Below are 12,482 nucleotides of genomic sequence, written 5' to 3' on the forward strand. Positions count from 1 at the left end.
ATGGGTTAAGTTTCTTAACATCTAAGCGCAGAATAATGACTGCGGCAACCGCTTTTGTCTCTGGTTACTGCTGATTTCGCAAAAAAAAGTGCAACCAGAAGCATCAGCGAAAGCGGGTTCGTTACCAGCAGGTAGGATAAGGCGTTTACGCCGCTATCCGGCATGACCTCCACAATGAGGCCTGATAGCGCTTTGCTTACCAGGCCTACGGTTGACAATTAGCGCATAATTTTATCGCCACGGGAGAGTCCCACCACACCGGAACGAGCAACTTCCACAATTTTGGCGACTTCACGTAGGGTTGCCAGAAACGCATCCAGCTTATCGCTGGTGCCCGCCAGTTGTACGGTGTAGATAGACGGCGTCACGTCGATGATTTGCCCGCGGAAAATCTCCGTGTTGCGTTTCACCTCTTCCCGGCCATAACCGCTGGCCTGGATTTTCACCAGCATGATTTCTCGTTCAACGTGAGCGCCCTGCCCCAGCTCGCTAACGCGCAGAACATCCACCAGTTTGTGGAGCTGCTTTTCGATCTGCTCAAGGACTTTCTCATCCCCTACCGTCTGAATCGTCATCCGCGATAAGGTCGGGTCGTCGGTCGGCGCGACGGTCAGGCTTTCAATGTTGTATCCACGCTGGGCGAAGAGGCCAATCACCCGCGATAATGCACCCGACTCATTTTCCAGTAATACTGATAATATCCGGCGCATAATCAGGTCCTCTCCGTTTTGCTTAGCCACATTTCATCCATCCCGCCCCCACGAATCTGCATCGGGTAGACATGCTCACTGCCGTCGACGGTGACGTCGACAAACACCAGGCGATGGTTACGCACATGTTCCAGCGCTTCGCCCAGTTTGCTCTCCAGTTCATCTGGATGATTAATCTGGATACCGATATGCCCATAAGCCTCAGCAAGGCGCACAAAATCGGGCAGCGACTGCATGTAAGACTGGGAGTGACGCCCGGAGTAGATCATGTCCTGCCATTGTTTGACCATGCCGAGATAACGGTTGTTAAGGTTGAGCACCAGCACCGGCAGTTCATACTGCAGCGCCGTCGACAGCTCCTGGATGTTCATCTGAATGCTGCCATCCCCGGTGACGCACACTACCGTTTCATCCGGCAACGCCATTTTCACCCCTAACGCCGCAGGTAAACCGAATCCCATCGTGCCGAGGCCGCCTGAGTTAATCCAGCGACGCGGTTTATCGAACGGATAATAAAGTGCGGCAAACATCTGATGCTGGCCAACGTCAGAGGTCACATACGCTTCCCCTTTCGTCAGACGCCAGATGGTTTCAATCACCGCCTGCGGCTTAATGCTTTCGCTTTGCGTGTCGTATTTCAGACACTGACGGGCGCGCCAGTGCTCAATCTGTTGCCACCAGTCACGGTTATCATCCAGTGGCTGCTGTGATTTCTCTTGCTCCAGCAGTTCGAGCATTTGATCCAGCACCAGACGGGCATCACCCACAATCGGAATATCCGCAGTAACGGTTTTAGAAATAGAGGTCGGATCGATGTCGATATGCAGCACGGTCGCATTCGGACAGTATTTTGCCAGGTTATTCGTCGTTCGATCGTCAAAGCGAACGCCGACAGCAAAGATCACATCGGAATGATGCATGGTCATATTCGCTTCGTAGGTACCGTGCATCCCTAACATGCCCAGCGCCTGACGATGCGTGGCAGGAAACGCGCCCAACCCCATTAGCGAGGAGACAACCGGCAGATTCAGCGCTTCAGCAATCTGAGCTAACTGCTCATGGCAAGCAGCATTGACCGCGCCACCGCCCACATAGACAACCGGTTTCTTCGCCGCGACCAGCGTCTGTAGCGCCCGTTTGATCTGTCCTTTGTGCCCCGTCGTCGTCGGATTATACGAGCGCATACTCACCGAGTCCGGCCAGCTATAAGGCAGTTTCTTCGCCGGATTCAGAATATCCTTCGGCAAATCCACCACCACCGGCCCAGGACGACCGCTTGCTGCCAGCCAGAAGGCTTTTTTCAGCACCTGCGGGATATCTTCCGTTTGTTTGACCAGGAAGCTGTGTTTTACCACCGGGCGGGATATACCTACCATGTCGCACTCCTGGAAGGCATCGTAGCCAATCAGCGACGTTGCGACCTGTCCGGAGAGGATCACCAGCGGAATGGAATCCATGTAAGCCGTTGCGATTCCGGTAATCGCGTTGGTCGCCCCCGGTCCGGAGGTAACTAATACGACCCCCACTTCTCCCGTGGCACGCGCAAGGCCATCAGCCATATGTACCGCCGCTTGTTCATGGCGGACCAGCACATGATCAATACCGCCGACCGTATGCAGCGCATCATAAATATCGAGGACGGCCCCCCCGGGATAACCGAATACCTGCTTCACACCCTGATCGATGAGCGATCGGACGACCATCTCGGCTCCAGACAACATCTCCATGGCTTGCCTCACTCTTATAATGAATTACGGTTTAACAACACATTAACCGCTGACGATGACGCATGGCAATTGACTCCGAAGGGGTGTCACTGGAGTAAATAAGAATAAAAAGGAGGAAAGACGCGAATAAACGGAGAATTAAACCAGCATAAGCAATCAGTATGATAAATAATCGCTTAAAAATGGGAACTTACAGCAATTACTCTATTTTTTGACACTTTTGGACAGACGTAAAAAATAGAGTTCAGCATAAAATTTCAGTTATAAAGACAAAAGCAGAATAAACAGGATGTATTGTCCGGTTTACTCTGCCAAGTGCTACTGCTTACAAACGGAGACTAACAGCTCTTCCATCCATTGATGTCCTTTATCCCGGCCCGCGGCTTCATGCCAGGAAAGATAGCATGTGCGGCTGTTCAATTTTAACGGTAAAGGTAAGATCTGTAGTTCTAAAGAATCGGCAAATTCTTCTGCTAACCAACGCGGCGCAATAGAGACCAAATGCGTTTGCGACACAATATTAAGAACGCTAATTAATGCCATGCCCTGATAAGCTACGCAAGATTGTTTATCCGGTGTGTCATACCATGGTTGGCTGAATGATGCGAAGCGATCAAGTGATACCACCGCATGCTGTTCATTATAGACATCGCTTTCCAATAACGGACCACTAATGCGCGGATGCTTTTTACTTGCGACTAACACCATTTCGTCATTGAATAACGGAATACTGGTAAATTCAGGACGACGGAATTCTTCATAGCTAATAACGAATTCTGTTTCCTGATAACGTAATTGATGCTCTGTATTTTGATTGAGTGAAGATTTAAATACGACATGAATGTTTGGTGCAACTTGCTCAACCCGATTATAAATCAACGACGTCAGAATATTATCCAATGGGCTGCATACGCAAAGATTGAATACGCGCTCGCTGCTGGCTGGCTCAAAACCCGATCCAGGCAGTTCATTTTGCACTAATTGCAATGCCTGGCGAACAGAACCAAATAGCTGGAAGGCTCTTGCTGTCGGCTGGATACCGCGTCCATAACGAACAAAAAGCTCATCATTAAACATCACTTTCAGGCGCGCGACCGCATTACTGACAGCGGGTTGCGACATCCCCAAAGTATGCGCGGCACGGGTAATGTTTTGTTCTTGCATCACCGCATCAAAGACGGTTAATAAATTAAGATCAACCATGCGAAGCTGTGGCTTCCCCATATCTATAATATTTGTTTTATCTATTATTTTTACTTCTGGCATATTTAACTCCACTGTCACTCTAAACTCCCTTTTCCCAGACGGAGTGAAGAAATAATCTCCGTTAATATGATTTACCATACATATAAGATGAGAAAAAGAAAAAACATTAAAATTAGGAAAACATAAAGGCACAAACCTAAATGAACAAAAAACCAATGCGAGCGCAGTGTGGCAGGTGTCACTGCACGGTGATTCATATGTTTAAATTTCAAAAACAATATAACCATAAGCATGGCGAATATACAATCATACGTATCGTGAATACGTATTTAAGTTTTAATTAAATGTTTATATTATTAATACATTAAAAGTTAACATTAATTTATCAATTATGTGGTGTTACACTGTCCATAGCCATTCACGATTACTATAAAAACAGATAAATCATAAAGATATGAAATCCCAAGAGCGACCTTTTCTTCAGTTCGCCGTTACAATAAATGCAAATAATTATGCTCAAATATGTCAAACCATGAAAAGTATGTACAACCATCAACTGATTAATTTTATGTACTCCGAAAAATTCAGCACAATTCGCTTAAGTTTTGCAGAAACTTCTCCCCTTAAGTAAGGCATTTGCTGGGGTGAGGGTTGACATCAGTCTTCATATCCAGTACCACTAAAAGCATATCGCATTCGCTTGGAGCTTAATTGATGACTTACATTGCTCGTTTTAACGGTCTACTACTACTAAACGCATCTTCATTGCGCGGTAGACTGGTGGACGACATTCAGCATTAAGTCAGCTCCAGTTAAGACAAAAACCCGCGCCGTTGCGCGGGTTTTTTTATGCTCGAAGCAAGGCGCCCTAAGAAACCAAGGACCTAAACCATGAGCCAGCAAGTCATTATTTTCGATACCACCTTACGCGATGGTGAACAGGCGTTACAGGCAAGCCTGAGTGTGAAAGAAAAACTGCAGATTGCGCTGGCCCTTGAGCGTATGGGCGTTGACGTGATGGAAGTAGGTTTCCCCGTTTCTTCACCGGGCGACTTTGAGTCAGTTCAGACCATTGCTCGTCAGGTTAAAAACAGCCGCGTTTGCGCCTTAGCACGCTGCGTAGAAAAAGATATCGACGTCGCAGCAGAATCGCTGAAAGTCGCTGAAGCTTTCCGTATTCATACGTTTATCGCCACCTCGCCGATGCACATCGCGACGAAATTACGCAGTACGCTGGATGAGGTCATTGAGCGCGCGGTCTACATGGTTAAGCGTGCGCGTAATTATACCGATGACGTGGAGTTCTCCTGCGAAGATGCAGGCCGTACCCCTATCGCCGATCTGGCTCGCGTGGTTGAAGCTGCCATTAACGCGGGTGCTAAAACCATTAACATCCCCGATACCGTCGGTTACACCATGCCTTTCGAATTTGGGGCAATCATTTCTGGCCTGTATGAACGCGTACCAAATATCGATAAAGCCATCATCTCCGTACACACCCATGATGATTTAGGTTTGGGCGTCGGCAACGCGTTGGCAGCCGTTCACGCCGGAGCGCGTCAGGTGGAAGGCGCGATGAACGGTATCGGCGAACGCGCCGGTAACTGCTCACTGGAAGAAGTGATCATGGCGATCAAAGTGCGTAAAGATATCCTGAATGTACAGACCCGCATCAATCACCAGGAGATCTGGCGTACCAGCCAGTTAGTTAGCCAAATCTGCAACATGCCTATTCCGGCAAACAAAGCCATTGTCGGTAGCGGCGCCTTTGCCCACTCCTCCGGCATCCATCAGGACGGCGTACTGAAAAACCGTGAAAACTACGAAATCATGACGCCTGAATCCATTGGTCTGAACCAGGTACAGCTGAACCTGACCTCCCGTTCCGGACGCGCCGCGGTGAAACACCGTATGGATGAGATGGGATATAAAGAAAATGAATACAGCCTGGACAACCTGTATGACGCATTCCTGAAACTGGCGGATAAAAAAGGTCAGGTATTTGATTACGACCTGGAAGCGCTGGCCTTCATTAATAAACAGCAGGAAGAACCAGAGCATTTCCGTCTGGATTACTTCAGCGTGCAGTCCGGCTCAAACGACATCGCCACCGCCTCCGTCAAGCTGGCCTGCGGTGACGAAGTCAAAGCCGAAGCGGCGAACGGTAACGGTCCGGTCGATGCTATTTATCAGGCCATCAACCGTGTAACTGAGTACAACATCGAACTGGTGAAATACAGCCTGACCGCCAAAGGGCACGGTAAAGATGCGCTGGGTCAGGTGGATATCGTTGCCAACTATAACGGTCGTCGTTTCCACGGCGTCGGTCTGGCGACAGATATCGTCGAATCTTCTGCTAAAGCGATGGTGCATGTGCTGAACAACATCTGGCGCGCCGAAGAAGTCGAAAAAGAATTGCAACGCAAAGCTCAGAACAACGAGAACAACAAGGAAACCGTGTGATGTCGAAGAATTATCATATTGCTGTTTTGCCGGGTGACGGTATTGGCCCGGAAGTAATGGCGCAAGCCCTGAAGGTACTGGACGCAATCCGCAACCGCTTTAATATGCGCATTACCACCAGCCACTACGACGTGGGTGGTGCCGCTATCGATAACCACGGTCAGCCGCTGCCACCTGCAACGGTTGAAGGCTGTGAACAAGCTGACGCCATTCTGTTTGGCTCCGTTGGCGGCCCGAAATGGGAAAACCTGCCGCCAAACCAGCAGCCAGAGCGTGGCGCACTGCTGCCATTGCGTAAGCACTTCAAATTATTCAGCAACCTGCGCCCGGCTAAGCTCTACCAGGGGCTGGAAGCGTTTTGCCCTCTGCGCGCAGATATTGCCGCGAACGGTTTCGACATCCTGTGCGTACGCGAACTGACTGGCGGGATTTACTTCGGTCAACCAAAAGGCCGCGAAGGCAGCGGACAACATGAAAAAGCTTTTGATACCGAGGTTTATCACCGTTTCGAGATCGAACGTATTGCGCGTATCGCGTTTGAATCCGCTCGCAAACGTCGCCGTAAAGTTACGTCGATTGATAAAGCTAACGTACTGCAAACGTCTATTCTGTGGCGCGAAATTGTCAATGAAATTGCTAATGAATACCCGGACGTTGAGCTGGCGCATATGTACATCGACAACGCGACTATGCAATTAATTAAAGATCCATCCCAGTTCGACGTGTTGCTGTGCTCTAACCTGTTTGGTGACATTCTGTCTGATGAGTGCGCCATGATCACCGGTTCAATGGGCATGTTACCGTCCGCCAGCCTGAATGAGCAGGGCTTCGGTTTGTACGAGCCTGCTGGCGGCTCCGCTCCGGACATCGCAGGGAAAAACATTGCCAACCCTATCGCCCAGATCCTGTCGCTGGCGCTGCTGCTGCGCTACAGCCTGGATGCCAATGATGCGGCAACCGCAATTGAGAGCGCCATCAACCGCGCATTAGAAGAAGGCATTCGCACCGGTGACTTAGCCCGTGGCGCTGCCGCAGTCAGTACCGATGAAATGGGCGACATCATTGCCCGTTACGTCGCAGAAGGGGTGTAATCATGGCCAAAACGTTGTACGAAAAATTGTTTGATGCGCACGTCGTCTTTGAGGCGCAAAACGAAACCCCACTGTTGTACATCGACAGGCATCTGGTGCATGAAGTGACCTCTCCGCAGGCGTTTGATGGTCTGCGCGCGCATGGCCGTCAGGTGCGCCAGCCAGGTAAAACCTTTGCCACCATGGATCACAACGTCTCTACCCAGACCAAAGACATTAACGCGTCGGGTGAGATGGCGCGCATCCAGATGCAGGAGCTGATTAAGAACTGTAACGAATTTGGCGTCGAGCTGTACGACCTGAACCATCCGTATCAGGGTATCGTTCACGTGATGGGGCCAGAACAAGGCGTGACGTTGCCGGGTATGACCATCGTCTGCGGCGATTCCCACACCGCTACACACGGCGCGTTCGGCGCACTGGCATTTGGCATTGGCACCTCTGAAGTTGAACACGTTCTGGCGACGCAGACCCTGAAACAGGGGCGCGCCAAAACCATGAAGATTGAAGTCAACGGTAAAGCAGCCCCTGGCATTACCGCCAAAGATATCGTGCTGGCGATTATCGGTAAAACCGGTAGCGCAGGCGGTACCGGACACGTCGTTGAGTTTTGTGGCGAAGCCATCCGTGCATTGAGCATGGAAGGCCGGATGACCCTGTGCAACATGGCCATTGAAATGGGCGCCAAAGCGGGTCTGGTCGCACCGGATGAAACGACCTTTAACTATGTTCAGGGTCGTTTACACGCACCGAAGGGCGAGGATTTTGACCACGCGGTTACATACTGGAAAACCCTGAAAACCGACGACAACGCGACGTTTGATACCGTCGTTACCCTGCAGGCAGAAGAGATCGCTCCGCAGGTCACCTGGGGAACAAACCCAGGTCAGGTCATCTCGGTGAACGATAATATTCCCGACCCGGCGTCATTTACCGATCCCGTTGAGCGTGCATCAGCTGAAAAAGCGCTGGCGTATATGGGGCTGAAACCGGGTATTCCGTTAACGGAAGTGGCTATCGATAAAGTGTTCATCGGTTCCTGCACCAACTCGCGTATTGAAGATTTACGCGCCGCGGCAGAAATCGCCAAAGGGCGCAAAGTTGCGCCGGGCGTGCAGGCACTGGTGGTGCCGGGCTCTGGTCCGGTGAAAGCGCAGGCGGAAGCAGAAGGTCTGGATAAGATCTTTATCGAAGCCGGTTTTGAATGGCGTTTACCGGGCTGTTCCATGTGCCTGGCGATGAACAATGACCGCCTGAACCCAGGCGAACGCTGCGCATCCACCAGCAACCGTAATTTTGAAGGTCGTCAGGGCCGCGGTGGTCGCACGCATTTAGTCAGCCCGGCCATGGCCGCCGCTGCCGCCGTAACCGGTCATTTTGCCGACATTCGCAGCATCAAATAAGGAAACTACCATGGCAGAGAAATTTACCCAGCATACCGGCCTGGTTGTCCCACTGGATGCCGCCAACGTTGATACCGACGCAATTATCCCTAAACAGTTTTTGCAGAAGGTTACGCGCACCGGTTTTGGCGCCCATCTGTTTAACGACTGGCGTTTCCTGGACGAAAAGGGCCAACAGCCGAATCCTGAGTTCGTTTTAAACTTCCCGGAATATAAAGGGGCATCAATTCTGCTCGCACGGGAAAACTTTGGCTGCGGCTCTTCACGCGAACATGCGCCGTGGGCACTGACCGATTACGGCTTTAAAGTGGTGATCGCACCAAGCTTCGCCGACATCTTCTACGGCAACAGTTTCAATAACCAACTGTTGCCGGTGACCCTGAGCGACGAGCAGGTAGATGAAATGTTCGCGCTGGTGAAAGCCAATCCGGGCATTAAATTTGAAGTGGATCTGGAAGCGCAGGTGGTGAAAGCAGGCGATAAGTCCTATAGCTTTAAAATCGACGACTTCCGCCGCCACTGCATGCTGAACGGTCTGGACAGCATCGGGCTGACGCTGCAACATGAAGCGGCAATCACCGAGTACGAAGACAAGCAGCCAGCGTTTATGCAGTAATCTCTTCCGCTGGTCACCACACGGTGGCCAGCCCCTTCTCTTCGCCTACAGCGTATCGCCGTAATAGATTTGGTAGCCAAGATTGACGCTGCCCGGCGCATCTTTCCCGTTCAAACGCTTAATCAGAATATCCGCCGCCGTTTTGCCAATCTCAAAGCGTGGCGTAATCACGCTGGCGATTTTTTGCAGCCGCGCACGGCCAATTTCCAGCCCGTGGAAACCGGCAATCGCCATTTTTCCCGGCACATCGTACTGTTGTGCCTGACACTCCAGCAGCGCGCCAACCGCCAGGTCATCGTTGGTACAGAAAATAGCGTCAATATCCGGCTTTTCCGCCATCGCCTGCTGGAACATCTTACGTCCCAGCGCCACCGACGAAATAGTTTTTGGCGCCAGGTGGTACGCTTCCAGTCCCTGCGCCGCCAGCGCTTTCTCGGTGCCGCGAAAACGGCTAAGGTCTCGGGGGTCATCCATCGAGCCAAAGAAAGCAATGCTGCGTTTACCGCTGTCGATAAAAGCCTGCGTCATTTCAAACGCGGCTTTTTCGTTATCAAACCCAACCTGAATATCAAGATACTGGCCGCTAATATCCATCAGTTCCGCCACCGGTACGCCGCTGGCGCGCACGTACTGGATCATCCGCTCGGTATGCAGCTTTCCCGTGAGGATCAGGCCGTCGATATTGTAAGAGAGCAGGTTCAGCACCTCGCGTTCTTCACGCTCGGCATCATATTCGTAGTTGGCGATCAGCGTCTGGTACTGGCAGGCCGAGGTGACTGATTCAATCCCTGCAAGCACGTCGGCAAAGATCTGATTACGAAACGAGGGGATCAGCACACCAATGGTTTTGCTGCGTGCGTTGAGCAGAATTTCCGGGGCGCGGTTGGGGATGTAGTTGTTCTCTTCCATCACTTTCGAAATCAATTCGCGGCTGCGTTGCGACACCTGATTCGGGTCACGCAGATAACGGCTGACCGTCATCTTATTCAGCCCGGCCAGATTAGCGATATCCTGTAATGTCATCCGATTGTTTTTCATGAGGTTCTCTACGACCAACAGCCCATTATGCTCGCAGAGAACCTTATCACAGCCGGTTAGCGACTGCACTCCTCGCTCAACCTTAACGCGTAGCCATCTCAGCCGACGGCGACGTGGTTTCATTTTGCGCACGAACGCAGTACATCAGCACCACCGACGCCAGCAGAGCAATCGCCATGAAGGTGTAGGAGACGCCCGGCCCGCCGGTCACGCCGTTGAGGTAACCCACCAGCCACGCGCCGAGGAATGCCCCTAACGCGCCAAAACTGTTGATCATCCCCATCGACACGCCGGAGACGTTGCGCGGCAGCAGTTCGGGGATCAGCGCAAAGAACGGCCCGTAAGGCGCATACATACAGGCGGCGGCCACAACCAGCAGCGCGTAGGAGAGCCAGAAGGACTGGTTGCCCAACAGCCACGAGGCAAAGAACGCGATGGCGGCAATCAACAGCAGCGGCCAGATAAACAGCTTACGGTTCTGGAACTTATCGGACAGCCAGGAGACGGTCAGCATCAGGCAGATCGCCGCCAGATACGGCACCGCTGCCAGCCAGCCCACCGCCACAATGTCCATCTGCGCCGCATTTTTGAGGATTGACGGCATCCACATCATGAAGCCATACACCCCGATGCTCCACAGCGCATGCACCGCGCAAAGCATAATGACGCTGCGTGAACGCATCGCTTCACCGTAGTTACGCATCGGTTTGATGTCGCGCTGCTCGCGATCCATCGCCTGCTGTAATGCCTGTTTCTCCTGCTCGCTCAACCAGCCCGCATCCGCCGGTTTGTCGCGTACCAGAATCACCCAGCAGAACGCCCAGATCACCGCCGGGATACCTTCGATAATAAACATTTCGCGCCAGCCCCAGGCTTCAATCAGGTAGCCGGAGACAATCGACATCCACAGCACTGTGACCGGGTTGCCGAGAATTAAAAAGGTGTTGGCGCGCGAGCGTTCAGTTTTGGTAAACCAGTTGCTGATATAAATCAGCATCGCGGGCATCACCGCCGCTTCGACGATGCCGAGAATAAAGCGGATCGCCATCAGCGTTGGGATATTGCTGACAAAGCCGGTCGCCGCGGCACAAAGCCCCCAAAGGATCAGGCTGTAAAAAATCATTTTGCGCACGCTATGCTTTACGGCGTACATCGCGCCCGGCACCTGGAAAAAGAAATAGCCCAGGAAGAATAACGCGCCAATTAACGATGCTGTTCCCTGAGTAATCCCTAAGTCATGTTCAATACCGGCGGCAGCGGCAAAGCCGTAATTGGCGCGGTCGAGATAAGCTAAGCTGTAGGTAATAAAAATAATCGGCATTAAATACCACCAGCGACGCGCTGGCAGTTTTGCGAGCATATTCATACTCACTCCTTGGATTATTGTTTTATCGCTCAGGCCGCGCGTTGCGGCCCATTATTGATCAGACCGCGGCCAGCATGCCGCCGTCCACAAACAGAAGATGCCCATTCACAAAGTCAGAAGCGGGCGCGGCAAGATAAACCGCCGCGCCGATCAGCTCCTCCGGGTTCCCCCAGCGAGCGGCGGGCGTGCGCTGGAACAGCCAGGCGGAGAATGCTTCATCGTTGACCAGCGCGGTGGTCATGTCGGTGGCGAAATAGCCGGGAGCAATGCCATTGACCTGAATATTGTATTCCGCCAGTTCCACGCACATGCCACGGGTTAACATTTTGACCGCGCCTTTTGACGCCGCGTATGGAGTAATGGTTTTACGACCTAATTCGCTTTGCATTGAGCAGATATTAATAATCTTCCCGCGGCGGCGTTGCACCATGTAGCGGGAAACCTGCTGCGACACCAGAAAGACCGATTTCTGGTTTACATCAATCACTTTGTCCCATTCAGCCTCCGGGAATTCTGTGAAGGGAAAACGACGCTGAATTCCGGCATTGTTAATTAAAATATCAATGGCCCCAACTTCCTTTTCGATTTGCGCGATGGCGCGCGCAACCTCTTCCCCGTTGGTGACATCAAATCCATAGCCAACGGCGCGATAGCCTTCGGCAACCAGTTTGTCCGCCGCCGCCTGAGCGCGCTGCTGGGTAATATCGTTAATCACAATCTCAGCACCGTGCGCCGCCAGACCGTTGGCCAGCAGGTTACCAATGCCCTGAGCGGAACCGGTAATCAGCGCGCGTTTACCGGTCAGGTCGAATAGGTTCTTCATAAAAAACTCCTTTTTTAATAACTGTTACGCGTAACTGTA

General features: G+C 51.8%; 11 protein-coding genes. 5 read left to right on the forward strand and 6 right to left on the reverse strand.

Annotation, left to right across the window (positions count from 1 at the left end; translation table 11 throughout):
- Positions 1-218: 218 nt before the first annotated feature.
- The 3 genes from ilvN to leuO form a co-directional block, all read right to left on the reverse strand.
- On the reverse strand, positions 219-710 hold the full coding sequence (gene ilvN / locus OGX90_RS15230) for an acetolactate synthase small subunit (RefSeq protein ID WP_003829566.1): 492 nt from the start codon (positions 708-710) through the stop codon (positions 219-221).
- A 2-nt stretch (positions 711-712) separates the two neighbouring features.
- Positions 713-2,437 carry an acetolactate synthase 3 large subunit gene (ilvI, locus tag OGX90_RS15235; protein WP_020996230.1) on the reverse strand — a complete coding sequence of 575 codons (1,725 nt, stop codon included), beginning with the start codon at positions 2,435-2,437 and terminating at the stop codon, positions 713-715.
- 318 nt (positions 2,438-2,755) lie between these two features.
- Complete coding sequence (gene leuO, locus OGX90_RS15240; protein ID WP_020996231.1) at positions 2,756-3,703, reverse strand: transcriptional regulator LeuO; 948 nt, start codon at positions 3,701-3,703, stop codon at positions 2,756-2,758.
- A 654-nt stretch (positions 3,704-4,357) separates the two neighbouring features.
- Between leuO and leuL the strand changes: the two genes are divergently transcribed.
- From leuL to leuD, 5 genes are all read left to right on the forward strand, one after another.
- A complete protein-coding gene (gene leuL / locus OGX90_RS15245) occupies positions 4,358-4,444 on the forward strand; it encodes a leu operon leader peptide (RefSeq protein ID WP_048998978.1) in 87 nt (28 codons plus the stop codon).
- Positions 4,445-4,534: 90 nt separating this feature from the next.
- Positions 4,535-6,106 (forward strand): 2-isopropylmalate synthase, encoded by a 1,572-nt coding sequence (leuA, locus tag OGX90_RS15250; protein WP_008786191.1) that lies wholly within the window; start codon positions 4,535-4,537, stop codon positions 6,104-6,106.
- Positions 6,106-7,197 carry a 3-isopropylmalate dehydrogenase gene (gene leuB, locus OGX90_RS15255; protein WP_003829570.1) on the forward strand — a complete coding sequence of 364 codons (1,092 nt, stop codon included), beginning with the start codon at positions 6,106-6,108 and terminating at the stop codon, positions 7,195-7,197. The genes leuA and leuB overlap by 1 nt, the downstream gene beginning before the upstream one ends.
- 2 nt (positions 7,198-7,199) lie before the next feature.
- The gene (gene leuC, locus OGX90_RS15260; protein WP_186413736.1) at positions 7,200-8,600 is read left to right on the forward strand and encodes a 3-isopropylmalate dehydratase large subunit; all 1,401 of its coding nucleotides are present in this window, start codon (positions 7,200-7,202) and stop codon (positions 8,598-8,600) included.
- A 10-nt stretch (positions 8,601-8,610) separates the two neighbouring features.
- Entirely contained in the window at positions 8,611-9,216 is a 606-nt protein-coding gene (gene leuD, locus OGX90_RS15265) for a 3-isopropylmalate dehydratase small subunit (RefSeq protein ID WP_267456755.1), read from the forward strand.
- 45 nt (positions 9,217-9,261) lie between these two features.
- Here the strand turns inward: leuD and idnR are convergent, their stop codons facing one another.
- The 3 genes from idnR to idnO all read right to left on the reverse strand — a co-directional run bounded on the left by idnR (position 9,262) and on the right by idnO (position 12,443).
- On the reverse strand, positions 9,262-10,254 hold the full coding sequence (gene idnR / locus OGX90_RS15270) for a DNA-binding transcriptional regulator IdnR (RefSeq protein WP_032944294.1): 993 nt from the start codon (positions 10,252-10,254) through the stop codon (positions 9,262-9,264).
- A gap of 82 nt (positions 10,255-10,336) precedes the next feature.
- A complete protein-coding gene (locus OGX90_RS15275) occupies positions 10,337-11,620 on the reverse strand; it encodes an MFS transporter (protein WP_003829574.1) in 1,284 nt (427 codons plus the stop codon).
- A 58-nt stretch (positions 11,621-11,678) separates the two neighbouring features.
- Positions 11,679-12,443, reverse strand: coding sequence for a gluconate 5-dehydrogenase (idnO, locus tag OGX90_RS15280; RefSeq protein WP_008786186.1), 765 nt, complete (start codon positions 12,441-12,443; stop codon positions 11,679-11,681).
- Positions 12,444-12,482: the final 39 nt, after the last annotated feature.

It is taken from the genome of Citrobacter sp. Cpo012 (assembly GCF_030333015.1).
In the GTDB taxonomy this organism is placed as follows: domain Bacteria; phylum Pseudomonadota; class Gammaproteobacteria; order Enterobacterales; family Enterobacteriaceae; genus Citrobacter; species Citrobacter portucalensis.